Source organism: Rhodococcus shunpengi (assembly GCF_048381395.1).
Classification (GTDB): Bacteria; Actinomycetota; Actinomycetes; order Mycobacteriales; family Mycobacteriaceae; genus Rhodococcus.
On record NZ_JBLWIU010000013.1, the window covers coordinates 15,877 to 39,822 of the forward strand.

The following is a 23,946-nucleotide window of genomic DNA, read 5'->3' on the forward strand; positions in this document are numbered from 1 at the left end:
GAATTCGTAATCGGTGCGGTGGATCCGACGGCGGGCGTACCGTCGGATCCATGACCGAGGACGGCCAGGTTGCCCCGTGGGACGACATCTACCGGGGCGTCGCCGAAGGGTTTTCGGGCCCCGTACCGTGGAACATCGGCGAACCCCAGCCCGAGATCGCCCGATTGATCGACGAGGGCAGATTCCGCAGCGACGTGCTGGACGCAGGCTGCGGACATGCCGAGACCTCCCTCCACCTGGCGGCACAGGGCTACACGGTGGTCGGTCTCGACCTGTCACCGACCGCCATCGAGGCCGCTCGAGACGCGGCAACGGAGCGGGGTCTGACGACCGCGACCTTTCAGGTCGCCGACATCACTTCGTTCACGGGTTTCGACGGCCGGTTCGCGACGATCGTCGACAGCACCCTGTTCCATTCGCTGCCTGTGGACCGGCGCCGCGCCTACCTGAGCGCCGTCACTCGTGCCGCTGCTCCGAGTGCGTTCTTCTTCGTCCTTGCCTTCTCGAAGGACGCCTTCCCTGAAGAGGGCCAGGGACCCAATCCGGTGACGGACGACGAGTTGCGCGACGCGGTTGCAGAGTTCTGGACCGTCGACGACGTGCGGCCGGCGTTCATCCACGCATTTCTCGGCGACGAGGATGCTGCCGCGTGGCAGCGTGACGACAAGGGCCGCTCGAAGCTCCCGGCCTGGTTGTTGTCGGCCCACCGCGGTTGAGGGTGCACGCGGACATTCGATTGCAGTGCCGGGGTGCGGAGTTCACCATCGGATCTGTCGGAGCGGACCACCCGCGCCTCGTCATGATCCAGGAGTCACCGTGCACCCGGATGTCCTACCCGGAACCGATCCGCTGGTCGAGTACGGCTGGTCCGAGCAGATCGCGGAACGGTTCGCGAACAACGATATCCAGGGAACTCCCGGCCGGATCGTGCGGGTCGGTCACCGTCTGTGCGGTGCTGCCGCGTACCGGCGCGATTCGTCGTGCCGACGCGTCGGGACGTTCGGGAGAGCAGGTTCTCGCCGCGAACGTCGACACCGTTCCGCCTTCCCCCGAGATCGACGAGCTCGCTCAGTACTGCCGCTTTACGGACTGTTCGCACGAGACCGAGCCGGGATGTGCGGTCCACGCCGCCGTCGACTGTGGCGACCTCGATGCCCGGCGAGTGGAGAGTCATCGCAAACTGCGGCGTGAGAACGAGTGGATCGCGGCCCGGTCCGATGCCCGGTTGCGGCACGAGCGGACCCGCGAGATCAAGGTGATGAGCCGCGCGATCCGGGCGTATTACCGCGACCGCTGAAGTTCTCGGCGCGGCATACAGGGCGGTCGGTACCAGTCAGTGCAGTTCGCGCGATGAACCGGGGCTTGCTACCGCAACACGCCGCGTCGACCCCGTTTCGGCGCGCTGATCATGGACGCCCCTGACCGAACGGTCGGGTCTTCGACCTGCGCGAACATACCGGTCGGTACTTCCGATTCGGGTCCGTTGCACCGTGAAGGCGGATGGACTCTTCTGCTCACGGCAGCGCGTTATCGAGGTGTGTCGTCGGACACGAAATGATTACGACCCGGCTCGGGGGTGTACACCTTCTCGGTCGAATCGAACTGGTCTGTTCTCGAGGGGGCGACCCATCGCGGCCTCGATTCGATCATCTGTGGGGCGAACCTTCGGCGCGTGCGGTCGTGTCATCGAAGGTGTTGCTACGCAGGGAATTCGGTGAGAGCACGTCGATCCTCCGTGGACGAGGGACAGGATCGGCCAGGTGCCGTTGCGGAAGGTTCTCGCTGGGCCGGCCGAATGCGAGGGCCGCAATGATCGACTTTCGAGTATGGCGTGGCTCACTTGCTTCGGTTCAGATGGCGTCGGCCACGATCGCTTGAAAACCTCTCGACCTGCGACGTTACCTGGTTGTGACCTGATGGTCGCGTGTTGGCCCTCCGTGCGGTGGTAACGATCCCGCCGGTGATGCCCGCGGCCCCGTTCGAAGGCCGAACCCAGCTTCGGCGAATCTTGGAGCACGACCCTTGTCCGTTTCATCATTGCGCCGTTTCCGTGCCGCGGTCGCCACCGCGGCCGTCCTCACCGCCGCGCTCGGCGTCGGCACCTCCGCCGCCCACGCCGACACCGCACCCACCACCCCCACCCAGACCCGTTTCCAGGAGCCCCGCGACCTGCTCCGGGCGCTCGACTTCGACGCCCTGGCCGCCGACGGCTGGACCGTGACCGACGACGAGGAAGAGGCCGAATCCGCAGAGACGACCGAGGTGGTCGAACTCGTCGCCGAGACGACTCCCGCGCCGCCCCCCGCCGTCACACCCGAGGAGCTGGCTCGCATCGTGCCGGGCATCCCGGCGGAGAAGGTCGAGCAGTTCATCGCACCGCTGAACGACGCGATGGCGCGCAGCGGCATCGACAACCCGGTCCGTCAGGCGGCGTTCATCGCCCAGCTGGCCGTCGAATCGGACTCCTTCCGCACCTTCGAGGAGTACGCGTCCGGTCGCGCCTACGAGGGGCGTGCCGATCTCGGCAACACCCATCCCGGCGACGGTGAGCGCTACAAGGGTCGCGGCGCGATCCAGATCACGGGCCGCCACAACTACGAGAAGGTCAGCGAGCACATCGGCGTCGACTTCGTCGCGCACCCCGAGCTGCTCGCTGCGCCGGAGAACGCCTTCACCACCGCTGCCTGGTACTGGACGTCGCGCAACCTCAACGAGGTCGCGGATACCGCAGGAATCGTCCGGGTGTCCGAGCTCGTCAACGGCGGTCACCACGCCCTCGGTCGCCGCATCGACGACTTCAAGCGTGGTCTGGACGTGCTGCTCCAGCCGTAAGCCCGACACGGTCGCACCGGGCCGATGAGTTCGGGGTGCGCCGGCGGTCTATCGGAGCATGAGAAAACTGATCTACGACTTCGGCGTGTCCCTCGACGGTTACATCAACGACCGCGACGGCAACATCGACTGGACCGACCCCGACGACGAACTGCACCAATTCCACAACGACCGGTTCCGTCAGCTCGAGCTCTCGCTGCACGGCCGGCGGATGTACGAGCTGATGGCCGAGTACTGGCCGCACCTGCCCGAGGACGCCTCGCCCATCGAACGCGACTTCGCCGAGCTCTGGACGACCACACCCAAGGTCGTCTTCTCCCGCACCCTCACCGAGGTCCACTGGAACAGTCGCCTCGTCAGCGACGACGCGGTGGAGGAGGTGCGCAGGCTCAAGACCGAGGGCGACGGCGTCATGGAGGTCGGTGGGGCAAATCTCGCCGCGTCGCTGATCCCGCACGGTCTCATCGACGAGTACCAGGTGTTCGTCTCACCCGTCCTGCTCGGTGGAGGCACACCGATGTTCCCGCCCCTGGAGAAGCGCGTCGATCTGCGCCTGGTCGAGACACGACAGTTCACCACCGCCGTGATGCTGCGTTATCTCGCCGAGTGAAAGTCCGCCGGCCGCCGGCTCAGAAGAGCTCCGGCGTCACCGGCGGCACGTCGTCGAGGAACGCCGTCACCATCGGCACCAGCACGTCCGCCTCTCCGGAGATGCCGAGGTGTGACATCGCGGGGAGGATCACCAGGCGTGCCCGGGGAACCTTCTGCAGCATCCCCGTCGCTGCTGCTTCCTCGTCGCCACCGCCGAGCAACCGGAACATCGTCACCGCGTGTTCCGGTTTCACGCCGTCCGCGTCGCCGACGATCACCATCGCGTTCGCAGTGATCGACCGCATCTGTTCGTCCGTGATCTGCTGGTCCTCGATGTTGAGGACCTTCATCTTGTCGACGTAGGCGGCGAACGCCGCGGGATCGGGCGTGTGCTCCGTGAACGACTTCTCGACCGAGGAACCGGCGAACACCTCGGCATCGAGATGTCCGACGCCCTCGAGCACCGACGCGTACCAACCGTCCTGCCGGTAGGTGGCCGACAACGTGACGAGCTTTCCGAGAAGGTCCGGATGGCGGAGCGCTACCTGCAACGCCACCCCGCCGCCCTGCGAATAGCCCATCACGTCCGCACGCTCGACGTTCAGAGCCCGCAGCAACTCCGCCGCATCGTCGCCGAACTGCACGTACGACATCGGACGATCGGTGTCCGGGGTGCGGCCGTGCCCCTGCTGATCGAAGACGATCACCGGGCGCCGTTCGGCGAAGGCGGTCACCCAGGACGGCATCGACTCGGTGCTCATGAACGCGCCGGGAATCAGCAGCAAGGGCAGCGGAGCGGACCCGCCGAGTTCGCCGTGCACCTCGAAGTACAGGCTCAGACCGTTGATGGGTAGATGTCCGCTGCGCGAGGGTGTCGAGTCCGCCATGTCACCCGGCCTTCACTGCGCGCCGGTGCCGGGACCGTAGAGCCGCGCCACGTCCGGGGAATCGAGCCACCCCGAATAGGTCGGCGACTGCGGCCAGCCCTCGGGCGAATCCTGCCATTTCTCCTGACGGCCCCACGGAAGAAGGTCGATCAGCGCGAAGGTGTAGCTGAGCTGTTCGGTGCCGCGGCCGGTGGTGTGCCAGGTGCGGTAGACCTTGTCGCCGTCGCGCAGGAACACGTTGACCGCGAACCCGCCACCGGGAGGTGCGTCGACGTCGGCGCCGAACGAACTCTCCGACGACGAGTACCACTCCATCGTGTTGCCCACCTTCGCCTTGTAGGCGAGGGCTTCGTCGATCGGCCCGTTGGTGACGATGACCATGCGGGCGTCGTAGTTGTCGAGGATGCCGAGCCGGGTCCACTGCGTCGTGAGACTCGTGCATCCGCCGCACTGCCATTCGGCACCGTCGGACCACATGTGGTGATAGGTGATGAGCTGCGAGCGGCCCTGGAACACATCGACGAGCCGGATCGGGCCGTCGGCGCCGACCAGCGTGTAGTCGGGCAGTTCGACCATCGGCAGCCGGCGGCGCTGCGCTGCGATGGCGTCTAGTTCGCGAGTGGCGGCCTTCTCCCGTCGCCGTAGGTCGTCGAGCGCCGACCGCCATGTCTGCTCGTCGACGATCGGAGGAAGGGTGCGGGTGGTCTGCTGGGTCATGACATCTCCCGGAGTCGGACGGATCCGTTCACGAATGTTGACCGGGGCGGGAGCCGGGAATCATCGCGGACGCGGCCACGAGTCCGAACGCCGGAGTGAGCACGGCCCCGTACCGGCCGGTATGTAGTGTCGTCGCGTGTCTCCTGATCCGTCTGTGACCGACCTGATCGACGGCGCGTGCAAGGTGCTGCGCGCCTACAAGCACGACGAGGTCGCCGACCGCGCCGAACGCAAACTGGCCGACACCGGCCGGCCGACGTCGATCGTGGTGGTGGGGGAGATCAAGCGCGGCAAGAGTCTGCTGGTCAGTGCTCTCATCGGCCGCGACGGCGCCGCTCTCGACGACGTCGAGCACTCGACCGCCGTCGCAACCCGTTTCGTCACCGCCACCGACGATTTCCCGGAGGGCACCGTCGAATTGGTGTTCCCCGACGGGCGCCGGCGCATCGACCGCGACGAGCTGGGGGAGTGGATCACCACCGGTGGCCGCTACGTCCAGGACCCGACCGTCGAGGTGCTGCCGGTCGCGGCGGTCGTGGCGATCGCGTCCGAGAAGCTCTCGAACGCGTCGGTCGTCGACACTCCCGGCATCGGCGGCCTCGACCCCCGGCACGCCGCGATGGCCGCTCACTCCGCCGATCGGGCCGCCGTGCTCGTGCTGGTGTGCGATGCGTCGACCCCGCTGACAGAACCGGAGATGCGGTTCCTGCGCGAGAGCGCTGCCGGGGTGGAGAACGTGCTGGTCGTGGTCACCAAGACCGACAAGAACCTCACCCGCTGGGAACAGATCGTCGCGGAGAACCGCCGCGCCGTCGCGGAACACGTCGGTCGCGACATCCCCGTCGTCGCGGTGTCGAGCGTGCGTGCCCTGGCCGCGACCGCGCTACCGCTCTCCCCGGTGCGCGAGCGCAGCCTCGTCTGCTCCGGGCTCCCAGGACTGTGGGAGATGCTCGACGAGCGGGTCGCCGCCGCACGGCACCGCCCCGAAGCCGACGCGCTGCGCGTCGCCCTCGACGGGTTGCGACGCATCGAAACCGGAATCAGCGACGAACTCTCCGTCGTGCGCCACGGCGAATCCGCGACCCCGGACCTGACCGCCGAGATGGAACGGCTCGAGGGCCTCGAGGACGAGGCGCAGCAATGGGAACAGCACCTGCAGCGCGACCTCACCCTCGCACGGCAACGGGCGATCACCCGCCTCGACGAGGAGATCGCCCGCGTGCGCGAGGACTGGACGACACGCATCAACAAGTCGTCGATGCAGGTGCTGCGGCGCTCCCCGCAGGTGTTCACCGCCCAGATCCAGACCGACCTGCTCGACGCGATGGCCACCACCGCGCAGGTCTTCCTCGACGACCTCGAGAAGATCGTCACCGACCTCTTCGACGACCCGCAGCAGTGGGAGCACATCCGCGAGATCACCCTCGAGGCGCTGCAGACCGATCCATTGGTGACCGGGGAGGTGGGCTCGAAACGCCAAGGGCTGCTGGATCCGAGCGTGCTGACGATGGGCATGATCGGCACCACCATGCTCGGCGCGGTGATCGGGGCCGGTGCCATCGCCGGCGTCGCCTGGGTGGCGATCAATCTCGGGTTCAAGGCGATGCGCACCGGCAAGACGAACCTGCTGACCTGGCTGCGCGAGACCCTCGCGACCGTGCGGACCGTCACGACCCGCATGCTCGAGGCCGCGATGGCCACCACCCGCCCGGAGATCGTGCTGCGTCGCCGCAAACACCTCCAGGACCGGATCACCGAGTTGCAGAAGCGTATCGACGAGGCCAAGCGCGCCGCGCGGGCGGACGCCGCGACCCGCACCGCGAACATCGAACGACTGGAGAAGAACCTGCGCATCACCCGCGCCCGCATCACCCCGATGGAGACGGCTCTGAGGGGAGGTGCCGCATGAGTGCCCCGCATACCCCACCGCAAGCCGCGCCCGATCCGATGCACCAGCGCATCGACGCGGCCCTGCACCAACTCGCCGCGCTGAGCGGCGATCTCGTCGCCCACGCCAACCGCATCGGCGCGATCCTGTGGTCGCCGCCGCGTATCGTCGTCGTCGGGCGGCTCAAGGCCGGCAAATCCACCCTGGTGAACGCGTTGATCGGGGCGCCGGTCGCCGAGACCGCGGCGCTCGAGGCCACCAATGTCGTCACCGTCTACGAGAACGGTGCGCCCTCCCGCGCCGACGTGGTGTCCACCGATGGCACCCGCCGACCCGTGCCGCTGGCACTCGGCACCACCGTCGACCTCGGCGTCCCGCCGGAGCAGGTCGCGTACGTGCACCGCTACCTGCCCTCCCATGCGCTGAGCACCATCACCCTCGTCGACACCCCCGGTCTGGCGACACTGACTGTCACCAATGCCGCCGCAACCGAGCGCGCCCTGATCGACGGATTCGAGCAGACCCGCTCGGCGTCCGTCGACGCCGACGCGGCGGTGTTCCTGTTCGACTCGATGCCGCGCACCGACGAGGTCGAATTTCTGCAGCGCCTCGGCTTCACTCCGCTGAACACACTCGGAGTGCTGTCGCGCGCAGACGGTTTCGGCCGTGGGGTGCTCGGCAACCGCGATCCGCTCGGACACGCCGCCGAACACGCGAACGTGCTCGCGCGGCGGTTGGCGGGACAGGTCGGCACGGTGGTGCCGGTCGCCGGGTTGCTCGCGCAGACCTCCCACACCGGTGCGTTCACCGACGCCGACGCCCGCGCGCTCGCGGCGCTCGACCCACTGGCCCCGTTGGAGCTGTTCGATCTGCTCGACGCCGATCCGGCCGCGCTGCCGGTGCCACGCGACCAGGTGTGGCGACTGCTGGAGCTGATCGGGGAGTACGGGCTCGTGCACGCCCGCGCGCAGGCAACGGGTGGGGCGCACCAGGTCAACCAGTGGTTGTCCGGGGTGTCCGGCGTCCATCCGCTGCGAGCGGTGCTCGAACAGTCGTTGCGTCGCTTCGCGGTGCTGCACCGCGCCGGCCGGATCCTCGCCGAACTCGACGCCCTCGTCTATTCGCATCCGGCGCGCGACGCCATCCGGCAGATCGTCTCGGCGCTGCGCACTGACCCGGCGCTGGTGCCGGTGGAGTTGTTGCGGGCGTTACGATCTCTGCTGCAGGCCGACCCGAGCGCGCCGGTGGTCGACGAACTGGTCCAGGTGCTGCGCGGGGTCACGATCGCCGAGGCCCTGAGGCTGGAGCCGACGGCGTCACCCGAGCAGATCCGAGCGATGGCGCAACAGAAGCTTGTCGCGGTGCAGGCACAGAGCGTGTCGACGCGGTCTGCGGCGGAGGACACGGCCCTGACAGCGCTTACGCACGTCTATACGGTGATCGCCCGCGGTTACTGACCCGGCCTGCGTGTTACGCGTCTACGCGTTGAGATCGGGCTCGTCGACGCTGTCGGTGAAGTCGGACGGGGCGGCCTCGTCGTCCGAGGAAGGCTCGCTGTTGTCGTCGTCGAGGGCGGGATCGGTTCCACCTGCGCTGGCGAGGTCGGCGTCGGAGTCGGAGTCGAGGACAGGATCGAGGTCGAGAGAGCCGACGGTGACCACCTCGGGGTCGATCTCGTCGTCGTCCGGGATCAGTGAGATGTCGACCGCGGCAGTGCCGGGGTCGGTGGCGATGTCGAGCGCGCGCTCCCAGACCTGATCGGGCAGTTCCGGTAGGCCGGCGAGCACATCGATACCGAGCAGCTCCCCCAGGGAGGGCAGCGGATCGGTCTCATCGCTTGTCATGGGCTCTTCCTTCTTCCCCCGTTGTCCGTCGTCTTCAGGTTGGAGTCGTGTGGGCCCCGGAATGTTCCTGCCACGTCCCAATCTACCGGTCAGGGATCGAGACCGGCGGGATCGAGGCGGGCGGGATCGAGCAGTTCGACGAGTTGTGCTCGTCCCCGGTTGATACGGGTCTTGACCGTCGCGACCGGCACGTTCTGATGCTCGGCGATCTCGGCGTAACTCATCTGGGCGTACTCGCGAAGCACGACCGCGACGCGGAACTGTTCCGGGAGTTGAGCAAGGGCGTGACGCACCGCATCGGTGTCGACGACGCGATCGGCCGGTCCCGGCACCGTGGAGGCCCGACCGAGGTCGATCTCGTCGTCGGGGATCTCGCGGCGCTTGCGCACGATCGCCAGCGCGGCGTTGCTCGCGATGCGGTAGAGCCAGGAGCCGAAGCGGGAGGTGCCCCGGAACTTGTCGAGGTTCTGCCAGGCGGCGATCAGGGCGTCCTGCAGGGCGTCCTCGGCGTCGTGGCGGTTGCCGGTGATCTGCACACATACCGCCCACACCTGGGTGCGGGACGGTTCCACCAGTGCGGCGAACGCGGCGCGGTCGCCGGACCGGCACCGCTCGATCAACTCGGTCTCGTTCATGGCACCCCCATCTGTACGCGGAGTAACCTACCCGGCCGCGTCGCGCAGCGGTCCGGTGACCGTCATCGGTGGCGCGCACCGACGTTCACCGGACCGCGAGGGAGGTCAGTTCTCACCCAGGCCCATTTCCTCGGCGCGGACGAACTTGACGTACTGCGTCGCGACGCGCTGTGGCACGGTGCGCAGGGTGTCGGAATCGGGGTTCTCGTTGCCGATCGAGCGGAAGCCGGACAGTTCGGCCATGTAGCGGCCGTAGGTCATCAGGCACGCGGCGGCTCGGCCCTCGGCGACGTCTCCCGACCAGCAGGTGGTGTTCGGAAGTCCCTGCGTCAGCGAGGGATCCTCGACGAGGTCCGGATAGGCCTCCGCCGTGTGTGCTGCGAACGCGTCCTTCAGGACCTCGGCCTCGTCGGGGCCGGCGGTGCGATAGACGACGCTGTTGACCTTCGCGACACGATCGGTGCCGGTCTGCTCGAACACCACCCCGGTGTCGGCCGGAGCGGAGTCGTAGTGCAACCAGCCGTCGGGTCCGTAGACCGCCATGTCGGAGTTACGCGAGTACTCGCTGTCGACGAATCCCACGGCTCGGGCCATCACCTTGTCCAGATCGATCGGCAGCGAGGCGATCTCGTCGGTGGGGGTGGCCGGGAACCGGTCGAGCAGTTCGATCTGCCGCTGCACGCCGCGGGTCGCGGCATCGGTGATCCACTCGGTCCCACTGCTGTCGTCGCCGCTGTAGGTGTAGACGACGAACATGCCGCGTGTGGTGAGCGTGCTCAGGGAGATGGTGTCCAGTTCCGGCCAGGAGTGGGTGGTGGCCAGCGTGTCGGGTAGCTCCGGCAGCGATATCGGGGTTTCCGGACCGGTGGCGAACGGGCCGTCCGCGGGCGCGAGCTTGTACTCGTACAGGGCCTGTGCGGCGCCGGAGGCGTCCTCGGTGGTGGGGAAGCGCCAGACACTGACACCGAATTCGCGGCTGTCGTCGTCGGTGCTCCGGAAGCTGGTGAAGGCGTTGATGATCGAGAACTCTTTCAGGATCTCGTTCTCGCTGCCGGAGAAGATGTTGCCCGTGCCGCCGAGGAACACCCCGTTGGTCGATCCGCCGACGGAGAGAGCCGGGTCGACGGTGTGCGGGTGGACGACGAACTCGGCGAGTCGCTGGCCTTCCACCGCCGGACCGAAATCCTCGGCCGCCATGCCCAGCGCAACGAAATCGCGCGGCTGGGTGTTGTAGTCACCGGTATCGAGCGAGTCGAGATCTACACCGGCAGAGGTCTGTTCGGTCGTGGTCTCGTCGACGACGGTGGCGTCGCTGTCGGAGGAGCAGCCGGCCACGGTGACGACGGTGACGGCCGCCAGGGCCAGGGCGAGACGGCCGGTTCGAGGGATGCGCATGAGAAGAGGACTCCTGAAGAGGAAGGTATGGAAAAGGGGAGACGGAGGGCGCTCAGGCGTTCCAACCGAGTTCGGCGAGCAGTGCCTCGCCGCGCTCCGTCGTCATCGAGAACTGCGCGACGAGTCCGGTGGACTTGTCGATGACGGTGAAGTACGAGTTGCCGCCCGGTGGGTGGTCGTAGTCGGCGATGCGCGTGCCGTCCGCCGAGACGATCCTGGTGTTGTCGTTCTTGGCGTCGCGGAGCCGGATGAAGTTCGAGCGTGCGTACTGATCGTCCCGGTACGCCGACACGGATTCGTAGTCGGTGGGCTCCATGCCCAGCGCCTTCCCGAGGTTGGAATTGGGGCTGATCTGGCACCGCACCTGCATGGCACCCTCCAAGGAGAAGCCGGACTTCTCGCACGAACTCGACCCGGTGAGCAACTTGGTGGGCAGCAGTTCCACCACCTCGTCGGTGCTCTCGCTGCGATAGACCGAATCCGACGTCGCCGGAGGCGGTGCTCCGCTGTCCGACCTGTCCTCGGCCACAGCGGGGGCGGCTGCGGCGCCGGCCGACGCTCCGTCGTCCGCGTCCCCACGGGTGAGTCCGAAGACCGCCCCGGCGGCGACGAGCACCGCCAGCACGGCGCCTCCGGCGATGAGCAGGGGCCGAGACGGTCGTGACCGCTCCGTGTCGCGCGTCGTTGCCGAGTCCGGTTGTGCCGCCGGGGTACCCGGACGGGGAACGCCGGGTCGCGGTGTTGCGGGGCGGGGAGTGTCCGGCCGCAGTACCTCGGTGTCGCGGTCGGCGGCGGGTTCGGTGGTGCGTCCGCCGGCGACGAACCCTGCCGCGCCCTTGGCCACGACGGTCTTCGGGTCGTCGAGGGTGGCGATGGACCCGAGTTCGGACAGCCGCCGATGCACGTACGGGATTCGGGAGGAGCCGCCGGTCAGATACAGCGCCTGCAGACCCGACCGGTCCACCCCGGCATCGCGCAGCACCTGGGCGGCGAGCTGCACGCCACGGGTGATCTGCGGTTCGATGAGCTGCTCGAACTCGTCGCGGGTGATGGTGAAGGTCAGGTCCGCGCCGTTGCCGGTGATCCGGATCGTCGCCGAGGGGTGCTCGGAGAGCAGTTCCTTGGCGCGGCGGATCTGATCGTCGAGGGTGCGTCGGGCGTCGAGTCCGTCCGGGGTGTGCAACCACGCCGCCAGGTCCGGGGCGTCGTCGCGCAGGCGTTCGTCGACCCACCGGGCGACGGTGGCATCGAGGTTCTTGCCGCCGAGGGTGTTGTCGCCGCCGGCCCGGATCACCTCGAAGGTCCACTCGCTCGTCGCGGTGAGAACGGCGATGTCGAGGGTGCCGCCACCGAAGTCGAAGACCGCGATCGTCGAGCCCTTGACGATCTTCGCGTCGTGCTGGCGCGAGTAGTAGAACGCCGCGGCGCGGGGTTCGGAGATCAGCGAGACGCTGCCGCCGAGACCGGCCAGGGACGCGGCGTGCCGCAGCACGTCGAGTTCGCGCTGGGACCAGGCCTCGGGGTGGGTGAGCACGACCTCCGCCGGAGGATGGTTGTTGTGCCGGGGCAACGCCTGGTTGTAGACGGTGCGCAGGACCGAGGCGATGGTGTGGGCGACGGGGACGTCCTGGCCGCGGACCATCACCGATCCGACCGCGACGTGGGTCTTGGGGTAGGCGACGAAGCCGGCCGGGTCCACGGTGGCCTGGTTGATGGCCACGTCGCCGGTGGTGATCGCACCGGTGTGGTCGACGTACACCGAGGACGGCATGAGGTTGGAGGTGTGGGTCAGCGGCAGTGATTCGACCCGGTCCGGGCCGATCCGGTGTGCCGCCGACGTGTTGGACGTGCCGAAATCGACCGCCAGAACCCAGCTCATCTCGATCGTGCCTCTCGAATGCGAACCCACAAAACCTGCATGGACGGTGTGATGACCGTCGCGGACTCTATAGCGGCGACCGGTCGTCGCCCGGTGGCGGGTGTCACGATGCCCCCGGGGCGGGGCACTGCGCCGGAGGAACCTGCACCCGCACCTCGACGTAGCGCAGGATCTGCCCCTCGTGACACCAGCCGGGCCGGATCATCGCGGCGACCAGGTTCTCCTCCGCCGGTGCCGTTGCCGGCGTCACCGCCACCGCACGGTGACGGCTCGGATCGAACCGCGTACCGGGCTCGATGGCCAGACGTTCGACCCCCAGCTCGGCGAGTCGTGCGGTCGCGGCGGCGCGCTCGGGCCCGTCCGCCGCGACGTCCGCCGCCGCGATCAGTTCGTCGATCCGCTCACGGATCTGCGGTGACATCACCTGCTTGCCCTTCGTCTCGGATCGGTCGGAGTGGTTCTCAGGCCAGATCGGAACCGGCGTCGGTCGACTCGGAACCGTTGTCGAAGGCCGAGACGTCGACGTAGTCGTCGGCGATGCCGTCGCCGTCGTAGTCCACCGCACCGGAGTGCAGGTCGATCACCACGTCGACCTCACCGTCGCCGTCCTCGTCGAAGACGGCCAGATCGAGGCGGCCGTCACCGTCGAGATCACCGGCGACGGCGTCGATGTAGCCGTCGCCGTCGCGGTCGAACTCGATCAGGTCGGCGTTGCCGTCGCCGTCGGAGTCGCTGATCTGCGCGTCGGTCCTGCCGTCGCCGTCGTAGTCCACCAGCGACAGGTCGACCTGACCGTCGCCGTCCACGTCGACGTCGGCGACGCGGGTGCCGTCACCGAGGGTGTACTCGTCGAGCACGACCGGCTCGGTGGAGGCGGATCCGGACGTCACGCTCGAGGTGGACTCGGCGTTCTCCGCGGCGGTGCGATCGGAGGCCGAGGAGGCCGATCCGGCGGAGCTCGACGCACCCGAGTTGCTCGCCGAGCCGTAGGACGAGTCCGAGCTCGAGGAGCCGGAGCTGTCGTACCGCTCGTAACGCTCGTAGGACTCGTAGCTCGTCGATCCCGACTGGTCGGCCGAAGACGAACCGTAGGAGGAGTTGCCGTCGTAGGAGGACTGCGAGCCGTACGACGAGTCCGCGCGGTCGCTTGCGGTGGACTGCGATGCGGCCCGGTCGGAGTTCGAGGAGCTGCTGCCGGGAAAGGAATTGGTAGCCATGGTCGGTGCCTCTTTCGGTGTCTCGGTGACTGACACAGGTAAGAGGGACCGGGAGGCGGAAAGGTTCCCGCCGAATCGAAAAAGTTTCCGAGATTCCTGATCGGCGGTGGAAACCCCAGGTCACGGCGCTGCAACCGGTCGAGGTTCGTGTCGGTCGTGGAACGCAGAACGGTGCGGCCGCATCAGCGACCGCACCGTTCGATGGGGTCCGGAGGACCGTTACGCGCCCTGGCGGACCGGCATGCGGCGGCCCATCGTGGCGAGGGCTGCGCCGAGCACTGCGGTGGCGGCGAGTCCGGCCAGTGCCGCAAGGAATTCGGTGCCGCTGAGCGTGCCGTAATCCGCAAGGCCGGGAAGACCGGCGAAGGCAGCGTCACCGACCGGCAGCGAATAGGCACCCACGATGTGCTCGAGACCGTCCGGGCTGCCGGACGCGACGAGCGCCAGCGCGCAGGCGCTGACCACGCCCAGGCCGCCGATCGCGGCGAGACCACGCCGGACGGCAACGGGAGTGACGGAAGGCCGCGCGTCCCGCGCGGCGACGCCGGGCGCGAACGCCATCACGGCGCTCAGCACAGCGGCGGTGATGAGGGCTTCACCGAGACCGATGGCCAGGTGGACCGCGGTCAGATCGCCGATGAACGCTGCTGCGGCGCCGGTTCCGACGGTCGCCGAGTACGCGACGCCGAGAACCGCGGCGCTCACCGGCACGGACAGACCGGCGCCGACGGCCGCGGTGGTCCGCGTCAGCTTCCCGAGGCCGAGTCGCTCGGCGCCGGTACGGACGGCGGCCGTGACGAGGACGGGCAGCACCGCCATCAGCAGCACGTTCACCCCGAGGGCGTTGATCCCGCCGTCCCCGAACAGCAATGCCTGCACGCCGACCACGGCGGTCATCGCGAGAAGGGCGAGCCGGGGCCCGAGGAGCGCGGTCACGAGAGCGCCGCCGATGAGATGGCCGCTGATGCCGCCGGAGATGGGGTAGTTGACCATCTGAGCGCCGAAGATCATTGTGGCGGTCGTTCCGGCGAGAAGGGTGTCCCGGGTCGTGATGCGCGGCCGCCCGGCGGTGGCGGCGAGGACGACCGCACCGGTGGCGATCGCCGCGGCGGGCGCGGTGGCGCTCATGGGGAGGAAATGGTCAGGGACGTGCATGGGTGAGACTCCCTTCGAGGGTGGACGGGTGAACGTGTGTGGAGCGCCAGGAGCGCCAGGTCGACTCGAGCGGCGAGGAGTGGGTATCGGCGCCGAGGAACCGCAGCAGGCTGCCGGGCCCTTCGAGCTGGACGACGCCGTCGCCCTCGGCGCGTCGCCCGTAGTTCGCGATGACGTCGTGCACCCGGGCGGAACCGAGGATCCCGGGCTCGGGGAACACGCCGTGCGCGTACAACTCCTCGACGAAGAGGGGACGACGATCGAGCGTGACCGAGGTACGGCTGCGGATCGCACCCCCGGTTTCTCCGTGGCGTCCGAGGACGAGGGTCTCCCGCATGCTCACGGTGGCGTCGGAGGCGAGTTCGATCCGGGTGTCGCGGTGCACGCGGGCACCGGTGGCGATCACGAACGGGTAGGTGTCCCAGACGAGAGTGCCGCCCTCGGCGACGGTGATCCGCACGTCCCACCGGGACAGCCGGTTGTCGGCATCGTAGGCGACGGTGCCTCCGATGTCCTGCAGTTCGAGCGTGCACCCGGCGTCGACGTGAACGTCGACGGTCACCGCGTCACCACCGAGCAACAACGCGCCGGCGGCGACGAGAGCGACACGCGCGTGGTCCGGGCCGACCTCGACCGTGCGGGGGACGAGCATGCCCGCCCGCAGGGTCAGGCGTGCCCGGCCCGGTGCGCGGTCGATGCGGATCGTGGTGCGGGACATGATCAGTCGTGGGTGTGTGCGACGGCGTGATCGTGGCTGTGACCGTGACCGTGACCGTGACCGTGCCCATGGCCGTGATCGTCGTCCTCGTCGGCGTGGAAGTGCGGAGCCATCGGACCGGGATCGACGGGGGTGTGCGACCCGGCGCGGTGGGCTGCCAGCATCTCGCGCACCCAGTCACCGAGCGCCTGCACGGATGCGGCATCGGTCCGGGACAGAGCCAGCACCGGTCCGCCCTCGCGGGCCTTCTCGGCGTCGGCGACCATCTGCGGCACGTCGACACCCACATAGGGGGAGAGATCGGTCTTGTTCACCACGAGCAGGTCGGCGCGGCTGATGCCCGGACCACCCTTGCGGGCGACGTCGCCACCACCGGCGACATCGAGCACGAAGATCTGCGCGTCGACGAGGGCGGGGGAGAAGGTCGCGGTGAGGTTGTCGCCGCCGCTCTCCACCAGGACGACGTCGAGCGGCGCGAAGTCACGTTCGAGATCCTCGACGGCCAGCAGGTTCATGGTCACGTCGTCGCGGATCGCGGTGTGCGGGCACGCACCGGTCTCCACCGCGCGGATGCGCTCGGGATCGAGCACGCCCGCCGAGCGGAGGAAGCGCGCGTCCTCGTCGGTGTAGATGTCGTTGGTGATCACGCCGAGCTGCAGCTCGGACGCGAGGGTGCGGCAGATCGTCGCGATCAGCGAACTCTTGCCCGTGCCGACGGGACCGGCGACGCCGAGACGGAGCGAACGGGTGGTGGTGTGTTCAGGCACGGAACAGCCTTTCTGGAGCGGATGCGTGGGCTTCGGCCCACAGTTCGGTCTGGGGGCCACCGGTGGCCGGGATGTCCGCCGGATCGGTGAGAGCGGACAGCTCGGCGATGAGCGGTTCGAGATGAGCGCATGCCTCGAGCGCCCATCGCGAACCGGTGGCCGGGTCGGTGGGGTGCAGTTTGAGGAAGGCCGCGACGATCGCCTGCGCCTCCTCGTACAGCACCAGTCGGGCGGTGTCGATCGCTGGAATGCGCGCGAGCGCTGCGATGGCCCCGACCACCAGTCCCCGCGACGGCCGCGGGGTCCGGACGTCGAGATCGTCGAGAACAGTGGAGGGCCACAGGTTCCGGGCCAGTCGCAGATAACCGCGGGCCAGCAACCGGGACGCATCGCGTTGGGCCGGGCCCGGAGTGCGCGCCGCCCAGTGGTCCTCGATCTCGTCGATCCGTAGCGCCAGGGCCGCTCCGGCGGCGGAGTCCACCGCGTGCCGGGTCACCACGGCGACACCGGCCTCGACCGCCGCCGAGGTGCGCAACCGTGCGACGAGGAAGCGGCGCACCTCGGTCGGTGACATCCCACCCTGGAGCGCGGGCTCGAGCCCACCCGAGTTGACGTTCCCGCCGACCGGCGCGCGCCCGTCCGCGAGGAGGAGCAGCACCGTGGTGGGGGACAGAGTGTCGGGCAACATCAGAACATCGAATACAGCTGCGCGAGCGGCAGTTCGGTGGCGGGCGCCGGAACGACCCGCTCGCCGTCGATGTCGATGTCGAAGGTGTCGGGACGGATCTCGATGCGCGGCAACACGTCGTTCTGCTTCATGTCGGCCTTGCCGATGTGCCGGGTCGGCCGCAGCGGCAGCAGTCTGCGGCGCAACCCGAGCCGTTCTGCCAGGCCCTCGTCGAGGGCGGCGGGGGAGACGAACGACACCGATGTGTGCGGGGCGAGCGCATCGCCGAACGCCGGTCGCTGCAGCACCGGCTGCGGAGTCGGGATCGACGCGTTGGGGTCGCCGAGCGCGGCCCAGGCGATCGATCCGCCCTTGATGACCAGCGACGGCCGGATACCGAAGAACTTCGGATCCCACAGCACGAGGTCGGCGAGCTTGCCCTCCTCGATCGAACCGAGTTCGTGGTCGACGCCGTGCGCGATCGCGGGGTTGATCGTGTACTTCGCGACGTAGCGACGAGCCCGTTCGTTGTCGGCGGGCATGCCGCCGTCGAGCGCCCCGCGCCGGTTCTTCATCACGTGCGCGACCTGCCAGGTGCGGGTGACGACCTCACCGATGCGGCCCATCGCCTGGGCGTCGGACGAGGTGATCGACAGGGCGCCCATGTCGTGCAGGATGTCCTCGGCCGCGATGGTGGTGGCCCGGATCCGGGACTCGGCGAACGCGAGGTCCTCCGGCACGGCGGGGTTGAGGTGATGGCAGACCATCAGCATGTCGAGATGCTCGTCGACGGTGTTGATCGTGTGCGGCAACGTCGGGTTGGTCGAGCCCGGGATGATGTGCGGCAATCCGGCAATGCTCAGGATGTCCGGGGCGTGCCCGCCGCCGGCGCCTTCGACGTGGAAGGCGTGGATCGAGCGTCCGCCGATCGCAGCGAGCGTGCTCTCCACGAAGCCCGCCTCGTTGAGCGAGTCCGAATGCAGCGCGACCTGCAGTCCGTGCTCGTCGGCCGCGCGCAACGCCGCATCGATCGCGGCCGGTGTGGAGCCCCAGTCCTCGTGCACCTTGTACCCGGCGGCACCGGCGAGGGCCTGCTCGCGCAGCCCCTCCGCAGAGACGGTGTTGCCCTTGCCGAGCAGCAGCACGTTCACCGGCAGCACGTCGAGCGCGCGGTGCATCTGCATCAGGTGCCACGGACCCGGCGTGACGGTGGTGGCCTTCGATCCCTCGGACGGACCGGTCCCACCGCCGGCGATGGTGGTGATGCCGGTGGCAAGCGCCTCGACGATCTGCGACGGCGACAGCAGGTGCACGTGCGAGTCGAAGGCGCCCGCGGTGAGGATGCGACCTTCACCGGAGATGACGTCGGTGGACGGGCCGATCTGCAGCTTCGGGTGCACTCCGTCGGCGATGTCGGGGTTGCCGGCGCGACCGAGGGCGACGATGCGGCCATCGCGGATGCCGACGTCGGCGCGCACGATGCCCCACCAGTCCAGCACGATCACGTTCGTGATCACGGTGTCGGGAGCGCCCTCGGCTCGGGTCGTCACACCTTGGGCCATCGATTCGCGGATGGATTTGCCGCCACCGAAGACGGCTTCCTCGCCGCCGAAGGTGCGGTCCTCCTCGATCTGGATCCACAGGTCGGTGTCGCCCAGGCGCACCTGGTCACCGACCGTCGGTCCGTACAGTGCCGCGTACTCGGCGCGTGTGATCTCCACGTTCTCAGTCCTCCTGCTTCCGCACCTGGATGCCGGGTACGACGCGTTGTCCGCGCAGGGCGACGGCACCCAGCTCGCGGCTGCTGCCGGGTTCGAAGCGCTGCGAGGTCCCCGACGGGATGTCCAGGCGGAAGCCCTGCGCGCGTTCGCGGTCGAATTCGAGGGCCGCATTCGCGTCCGGCAGGTGGATGTGTGAGCCGATCTGGATGGGACGATCACCGGTGTTGAGGAAGACGAGGGTGATGCGCTCGTCGTCGGAGCGGTCCGCGTTGAGGGTGAGGGAGCCCTCGGCGACGCGAATCGCTCCGGGTCCCGAAGTCGGTCCGGATGCCATGTCGGGGCTCCTTTCAGGAAATCGGGTGGTGGATCGTGACGAGTTTGCGTCCGTCCGGGAAAGTGGCCTCGACCTGCACGTCGGCCAACATCTCGGCGACGCCGTCCATCACCTCGTCGCGGGCGAGGACCTCGCGGCCCTTCACCATGAGGTCGGCGACGGCGGCGCCTTCGCGTGCCCGTTCGATCACCCAGGTGGACAACAGGGCAACGGCTTCGGGATAGTTCAGTCGGACGCCGCGGTCCCGCCGGTCGCGCGCCACCATGCCGGCGACGGCCAGAAGGAGTTTCTCGGTGTCGGCGGGAGTCAGCTGCATATGTCGTTCTTTCGTACGAGTCGGCGGTCGTGCAATCGATGCCGATCATGCGCGGCTGTTGTTTCGCGGACGTTACCCCCGCGTATCGCGGAGAAATCCGGACACGCCGACCTCAGAAGTGCTGCCGCACTGCGTGACCGCGACGACACCCGGAGCGGGATGTCTCTACCGTCGTTCGTGGTCGAACAGTCCTACGGCCGCTCCCGATCGATCGGAAACGGCCGTAGGTCAGCAATATTCGAGACGTTCGTCGCTAGGACGGAACAGTGACCTCCTGATATCCCGCGAGGATGTCGTCGGTGTGTTCCCCGTGCAGCGGCGGCGCCGACCGCAGCGGTGGTCGCTGCCCACCGAAATTGACCGGGAACGCGATCTGTTCGAGCGGACCCGACGGGTGGTCGACGGTGCCGACCATGCCGATCGCGGCGGTGTGCGGATCGCCGTAGATCTCGTCGAGATGCCGGATGGGGGAGACCGGCACGTCGTGGTCTTCCAGGACGCGGCACCAGTGCTGCACCGTCCCGGTCGCGAACGCCGTGGTGAGGACCTCGTCGAGTTCGCTGCGATGCTCGATGCGATCACGATTGCGGAGGAACCGCACATCGGTCGCAAGTTCCGGTCTTTCCAGTGCCGTGCACAGCTTCTCCCACAATCCGTCGTTCCCGACCGCGACGACGAAATAACCGTCGTTCGCCGGATACGCCTGGTAGGGCGCGAGATTGGGGTGCGCGGAGCCCAGGGCGTGCGGGCGCTCCCGGGTGGCGAAGTAGTTCGTGGCCCAGTTGACGTGCATCGCCAGCTGGCATTCGAACAACGACGTGGTGACGTACTGGCCGCGACCGGTGCGAGCGCGTTCGACCAGCGCGGCGAGCACCCCGATGACCCCGAACAGGGCCGCACCGAGATCGCCCATCGCGTAGCCGGCCTTCATCGGCGCGCCGTTCGGTTCCCCGGTCAGCGACATCAGACCGCCTGCGGCCTGGGCGACCATGTCGTAACCGGGCTGGTCGGCCAGCGGGCCCTCGTCACCGAAGGCCGAGATGTGCAGCACGATCAGGTGCGGATACTGCTCGGACAGGGCGCGGTAGTCGAAGATCTTCTGCAGACCGCTGCCCGGCTTGAAGTTCTCGACCACGACGTCGGCGTCGGCGAGCATCCGGTGCACGATCCGCTGCCCTTCCTCGGACTTGAGGTCGATGGTCACCGACTTCTTGCCGCGGTTGACCGCGAGGTAATAGGTGGCGTCGTCGCCGACGAAGGGCGGCCCCCACACCCGGGTGGGGTCGCCATCGTCGGGGTGCTCGACCTTGGTGACATCGGCGCCGAGGTCGGCGAACGACATGGTCGCGTACGGTCCGGCGAGGATTTTCGACAGGTCGAGGACCTTGACGCCGGCGAGCGGGGCGGGGCCGGTGGGATTCGTGCTCATGAGCGGGCTCCTGTCAGTGCAGTCGGTGCCGCATCGGCGGCGGCCGCGGCGGCCGCGACGGACGGGTCGACGTCGGTGCCGTCGGTGATCGCGGCGAGGTGGTCGACAGCGACGGCATTCGGCTCACCGGCCAGGCCGTCCAGGTAGGCGTGGGCGACGAGCAACGACCGGTGGCCGAGACCGCGCTCGATGCGGTGCGACGCCAGGTCCACGAGCAGGGTCGCCATCACCGTCCGTGCGAGATCGTCGGTGTAGATCGCGCAGCGGGTCTGCGCGTGCGTGTCGTCGCCGGCGAGCAGGTCCTCGCCGCGCGCCTCGAGTGCATTCCAGCGTTCCCGCAGTGCCGCGACCGCCGGGGCGCATTCCGGATGCGCCGCGTCGAGCAGGGTGCGCTGCGCGTCGGCGAGGACCCGGTGCGCGCCGCTCTTGCGCATGGACCGCAGTACGTCGAGCGCGATGACGTTGCTCGAACCCTCCCAGATCGATCCGAGATGCGAGTCGCGGACGAGGCGGGCGAACACGCGGTCCTCGATATAGCCGCTGCCACCCCGGATCTCCATCGCCTCACCGGTGACGGTGCGGGCACGTTTGCAGATGTAGTGCTTGGCGACGGGCGTGAGGATCCGGACGACACCGCGGGCCTGCTCGTCGCCCTTGTCGGCACGGTCGAGGGTCGCACCGCTGTAGGCGACGAGTGCGAGCGCGGCCTCGGCGTCGAGCAGCAGCGGCAGCAGGGTGGCGCGCATGAGCGGTTGATCGAACAGGGACCTCCCGAAGACCTCCCGTTCCTTCGTGTGAGCGACGGCGTCGCGCACGGCACGCCGGATCAGGGCGCTCGAGCGCATCGCGTTCGACAGGCGGGAGGTGTTGAGCATCTCCGTCATCTGCCGGAATCCACGGTCGAGGTCGCCGACCTGCAGCGCGTACGCGCCGTGCAGGGTGATCTCACCACTGGGCATCGATCGCGTGCCGAGCTTGTCCTTGAGCCGGTCGATCGTGTACGAGTTCCGGCTGCCGTCGGGAAGTTGCTTGGGCAGCATGAACATTCCCACCCCGCGCGTGGAGTTCTCGTCGCCGCCGGGGAACCGGGCGAGGGTGATCACGACGTCGGCGTCCGGGTTGGAGGCGAACCACTTACGTCCGGTCAATCGCCATGTGGTGCCGTCGAATTCGGCCCGGGTCTCGGTCTTCGCGATGTCCGTTCCGGCCTGGGTCTCGGTCATGAACATCGCGCCGGTCAGGGCGGTGGCGGGATCGGGGGAGGTCAGGCCGTCGATCCACGGACCGAACACCGTAGGGTCGCCGAACATCCGCAGGGTGCGCGCGGCGGCATCGGTCATCGACACCGGGCAGGCGAGGCCGAACTCGGCCTGCACGAACAGATACGACGCCAGGTACTTGACGAGATGCGGGGGTGTGTCCGTCCAACCGTGGATCGGGCGGTGCGACAGTGCCGAGAGGCCGTATTCGCTGTAGGCGGCGCGGCACAGTTCGAGATAGGCGGGGTGGTATTCGATGCGGTCGATCCGTTCGCCGTCGGGGTCGTACTGGTGCAGTACCGGCGGATGGGCGTTCGCGGTGGCCGCGAGCGCGTCGAGACGGTCGGCGGCGTCGGCACCCAGACGATCGAGGAGGCGGTCGGTGAGCGGCCGGTCGGCGTCGGAGATCCAGCGGTCGAGTACCGCGTGCAGGGCCGGGTCGGTGTGGGCGTAGTTCATGGTCGTCCGTTCGTGTCAGGAGGCGTCGGCCGTCGTCCGGGCGGGTGCGGGGCGTGGTTCGTCGGGCTCGGTGCCGGTCGGTGAGCGTTTGAGCAGGGTGGTCATGCAGACGAGAGAGAACAGCACGTACCCGATCCCGAGGCCGACGACCGGCCGGATCGAGTCGGTGCGCTCGAGGAGGAACTGGCTCGCCATCGGGATCACTATCACCGGCGCAACCGTGTAATGTCCAAGACCTAATCGAGCACGATTGTGTAGATAAACCGACAAAATCGAGGTCGGCATGGAACTTCGGCAACTGCAGGCCTTCCTGGCGGTGGCCGAGGAGTTGCACTTCGGACGCGCAGCGGAGCGACTGCATATCGCCCAGTCGCCGCTCAGCCAGACGATCCGCGCGCTCGAACGCGAACTCGGCGCCGAGTTGTTCGCCCGCACCACGCGCTCGGTGCAACTCACCGCGGCCGGTGAATCGCTGCTCGGACCCGCACGCGTGATCGCCGCGCAGATCGAGATCGCCCGGACCGTCGTGCGGTCGACGGCCTCGGGTGTCACCGGGGTGGTGAGCGTCGGGTTCGGCGGCGCGAGCGGATACACGGTGATCTCGCAGCTGACCCGGCTGCTCGAGGAGCGTTGTCCCGGCATCGAGCTGGATCTGCGTCCGCAGACCTACACGGGGGAAGTGCTCGATCTCGTCTCGCAAGGACTGCTCGACATCGGGATCGTCGGCCTCCCGGTGCCCCGGGACGTCGCCACCGAGACGGTGCGGCAGGAATCGCTCATGGTCGCGCTGCCGGCCGACCATCGGCTGGCGGCGCGGGAGGAACTCGATGCCGCCGATCTGACCGGCGAGCGGTTCGTCGTGTATCCCGCCGCCCACGGGTCGAGCGTGCGGGAGATGACCTTCACGGTGTGTCACTCCGCCGGATTCACCCCGGTGATCGCCCGGGAGGCGCCGGATCCCTACAGCCTGCTGGCCCTCGTCGGAGCCGGGGTGGGGGTAGCGGTCGTCGTCGCGTCGACCACCGACATCACCGTGACGGGCGTGCGATACGTCCCGCTGCGGAACAGTCCGGTGCTGCCGATCGCGCTCGCGTGGCGCTGCGACAACCCGGCACCGGCGGTCCGGCGGGTGGTGGATGTGCTGCGCGCCCATGTGAACTGACCGCTGCCGCGCCCTGGTATCTGCCCTGCGGGTAGTGCGGGCGTGCCAAGGTGGAAGGCACCCTCGAAGGGCCC

At 68.6% G+C, this 23,946-nt stretch carries 25 protein-coding genes; 7 read left to right on the plus strand and 18 right to left on the minus strand.

Annotation, left to right across the window (positions count from 1 at the left end):
* The first annotated feature begins 50 nt into the window (after nt 1–50).
* The 4 genes from ACNJ7K_RS09785 to ACNJ7K_RS09800 all read left to right on the plus strand — a co-directional run bounded on the left by ACNJ7K_RS09785 (nt 51) and on the right by ACNJ7K_RS09800 (nt 3,442).
* Nucleotides 51–716: a class I SAM-dependent methyltransferase gene (locus tag ACNJ7K_RS09785; RefSeq protein WP_120282610.1), complete on the plus strand. Its 666-nt coding sequence runs from the start codon at nt 51–53 to the stop codon at nt 714–716.
* 236 nt (nt 717–952) lie between these two features.
* Nucleotides 953–1,297 (plus strand): ribosome small subunit-dependent GTPase A, encoded by a 345-nt coding sequence (locus ACNJ7K_RS09790; protein WP_159418306.1) that lies wholly within the window; start codon nt 953–955, stop codon nt 1,295–1,297.
* Between the two features lie 725 nt (nt 1,298–2,022).
* A complete protein-coding gene (locus tag ACNJ7K_RS09795; protein WP_225623545.1) occupies nt 2,023–2,832 on the plus strand; it encodes a glycoside hydrolase family 19 protein in 810 nt (269 codons plus the stop codon).
* A 58-nt stretch (nt 2,833–2,890) separates the two neighbouring features.
* On the plus strand, nt 2,891–3,442 hold the full coding sequence (locus ACNJ7K_RS09800; RefSeq protein ID WP_230791649.1) for a dihydrofolate reductase family protein: 552 nt from the start codon (nt 2,891–2,893) through the stop codon (nt 3,440–3,442).
* 19 nt (nt 3,443–3,461) lie between these two features.
* On the opposite strand, the gene ACNJ7K_RS09805 is transcribed toward ACNJ7K_RS09800, so the two are convergent.
* Both ACNJ7K_RS09805 and ACNJ7K_RS09810 read right to left on the minus strand, forming a co-directional pair.
* The gene (locus ACNJ7K_RS09805; protein WP_230791648.1) at nt 3,462–4,310 is read right to left on the minus strand and encodes an alpha/beta fold hydrolase; all 849 of its coding nucleotides are present in this window, start codon (nt 4,308–4,310) and stop codon (nt 3,462–3,464) included.
* 12 nt (nt 4,311–4,322) lie between these two features.
* The gene (locus ACNJ7K_RS09810; protein WP_159418304.1) at nt 4,323–5,027 is read right to left on the minus strand and encodes a DUF899 domain-containing protein; all 705 of its coding nucleotides are present in this window, start codon (nt 5,025–5,027) and stop codon (nt 4,323–4,325) included.
* A 154-nt stretch (nt 5,028–5,181) separates the two neighbouring features.
* Here ACNJ7K_RS09810 and ACNJ7K_RS09815 point away from each other — a divergent pair, with 154 nt between their 5' ends.
* Nucleotides 5,182–6,936 (plus strand): dynamin family protein, encoded by a 1,755-nt coding sequence (locus tag ACNJ7K_RS09815; protein ID WP_487041573.1) that lies wholly within the window; start codon nt 5,182–5,184, stop codon nt 6,934–6,936.
* Complete coding sequence (locus ACNJ7K_RS09820; RefSeq protein ID WP_487041574.1) at nt 6,933–8,372, plus strand: GTPase; 1,440 nt, start codon at nt 6,933–6,935, stop codon at nt 8,370–8,372. The genes ACNJ7K_RS09815 and ACNJ7K_RS09820 overlap by 4 nt, the downstream gene beginning before the upstream one ends.
* 21 nt (nt 8,373–8,393) lie before the next feature.
* Here the strand turns inward: ACNJ7K_RS09820 and ACNJ7K_RS09825 are convergent, their stop codons facing one another.
* From ACNJ7K_RS09825 to ACNJ7K_RS09900, 16 genes are all read right to left on the minus strand, one after another.
* The gene (locus tag ACNJ7K_RS09825; RefSeq protein ID WP_120282618.1) at nt 8,394–8,759 is read right to left on the minus strand and encodes a hypothetical protein; all 366 of its coding nucleotides are present in this window, start codon (nt 8,757–8,759) and stop codon (nt 8,394–8,396) included.
* Between the two features lie 89 nt (nt 8,760–8,848).
* Entirely contained in the window at nt 8,849–9,394 is a 546-nt protein-coding gene (locus tag ACNJ7K_RS09830) for an RNA polymerase sigma factor (RefSeq protein WP_120282619.1), read from the minus strand.
* Nucleotides 9,395–9,499: 105 nt separating this feature from the next.
* Entirely contained in the window at nt 9,500–10,789 is a 1,290-nt protein-coding gene (locus tag ACNJ7K_RS09835; protein ID WP_487041575.1) for a DUF7373 family lipoprotein, read from the minus strand.
* 52 nt (nt 10,790–10,841) lie between these two features.
* Nucleotides 10,842–12,668, minus strand: a complete 1,827-nt coding sequence (locus tag ACNJ7K_RS09840) for an Hsp70 family protein (RefSeq protein ID WP_487041576.1) — start codon at nt 12,666–12,668, stop codon at nt 10,842–10,844.
* 103 nt (nt 12,669–12,771) lie between these two features.
* Nucleotides 12,772–13,089, minus strand: coding sequence for a nucleotide exchange factor GrpE (gene grpE / locus ACNJ7K_RS09845; RefSeq protein WP_120282622.1), 318 nt, complete (start codon nt 13,087–13,089; stop codon nt 12,772–12,774).
* A gap of 40 nt (nt 13,090–13,129) precedes the next feature.
* Nucleotides 13,130–13,885: an FG-GAP repeat domain-containing protein gene (locus tag ACNJ7K_RS09850; RefSeq protein ID WP_120282623.1), complete on the minus strand. Its 756-nt coding sequence runs from the start codon at nt 13,883–13,885 to the stop codon at nt 13,130–13,132.
* A gap of 219 nt (nt 13,886–14,104) precedes the next feature.
* Nucleotides 14,105–15,040, minus strand: coding sequence for an energy-coupling factor ABC transporter permease (locus ACNJ7K_RS09855; RefSeq protein WP_487041577.1), 936 nt, complete (start codon nt 15,038–15,040; stop codon nt 14,105–14,107).
* Nucleotides 15,027–15,758 carry an urease accessory protein UreD gene (locus ACNJ7K_RS09860; protein ID WP_120282625.1) on the minus strand — a complete coding sequence of 244 codons (732 nt, stop codon included), beginning with the start codon at nt 15,756–15,758 and terminating at the stop codon, nt 15,027–15,029. The genes ACNJ7K_RS09855 and ACNJ7K_RS09860 overlap by 14 nt, the downstream gene beginning before the upstream one ends.
* 2 nt (nt 15,759–15,760) lie before the next feature.
* Complete coding sequence (gene ureG, locus ACNJ7K_RS09865) at nt 15,761–16,525, minus strand: urease accessory protein UreG (protein WP_268653602.1); 765 nt, start codon at nt 16,523–16,525, stop codon at nt 15,761–15,763.
* Nucleotides 16,518–17,213: an urease accessory protein UreF gene (locus ACNJ7K_RS09870; RefSeq protein WP_159418296.1), complete on the minus strand. Its 696-nt coding sequence runs from the start codon at nt 17,211–17,213 to the stop codon at nt 16,518–16,520. Before ACNJ7K_RS09870 ends, ureG begins: the two co-directional genes overlap by 8 nt.
* The gene (locus tag ACNJ7K_RS09875; RefSeq protein ID WP_159418295.1) at nt 17,213–18,913 is read right to left on the minus strand and encodes an urease subunit alpha; all 1,701 of its coding nucleotides are present in this window, start codon (nt 18,911–18,913) and stop codon (nt 17,213–17,215) included. The genes ACNJ7K_RS09870 and ACNJ7K_RS09875 overlap by 1 nt, the downstream gene beginning before the upstream one ends.
* 4 nt (nt 18,914–18,917) lie before the next feature.
* Nucleotides 18,918–19,247, minus strand: coding sequence for an urease subunit beta (gene ureB / locus ACNJ7K_RS09880; protein WP_120282629.1), 330 nt, complete (start codon nt 19,245–19,247; stop codon nt 18,918–18,920).
* 13 nt (nt 19,248–19,260) lie between these two features.
* Complete coding sequence (locus ACNJ7K_RS09885; RefSeq protein WP_120282630.1) at nt 19,261–19,563, minus strand: urease subunit gamma; 303 nt, start codon at nt 19,561–19,563, stop codon at nt 19,261–19,263.
* A gap of 253 nt (nt 19,564–19,816) precedes the next feature.
* A complete protein-coding gene (locus ACNJ7K_RS09890) occupies nt 19,817–20,992 on the minus strand; it encodes a CaiB/BaiF CoA transferase family protein (protein ID WP_487041578.1) in 1,176 nt (391 codons plus the stop codon).
* The gene (locus ACNJ7K_RS09895) at nt 20,989–22,710 is read right to left on the minus strand and encodes an acyl-CoA dehydrogenase family protein (protein WP_487041579.1); all 1,722 of its coding nucleotides are present in this window, start codon (nt 22,708–22,710) and stop codon (nt 20,989–20,991) included. The genes ACNJ7K_RS09890 and ACNJ7K_RS09895 overlap by 4 nt, the downstream gene beginning before the upstream one ends.
* A 15-nt stretch (nt 22,711–22,725) precedes the next feature.
* A complete protein-coding gene (locus tag ACNJ7K_RS09900) occupies nt 22,726–22,905 on the minus strand; it encodes a hypothetical protein (protein WP_174246921.1) in 180 nt (59 codons plus the stop codon).
* 88 nt (nt 22,906–22,993) lie between these two features.
* On the opposite strand from ACNJ7K_RS09900, the gene ACNJ7K_RS09905 reads away from it, so the two are divergent.
* Nucleotides 22,994–23,872, plus strand: a complete 879-nt coding sequence (locus ACNJ7K_RS09905) for a LysR family transcriptional regulator (protein ID WP_487041580.1) — start codon at nt 22,994–22,996, stop codon at nt 23,870–23,872.
* Nucleotides 23,873–23,946 lie beyond the last annotated feature (74 nt).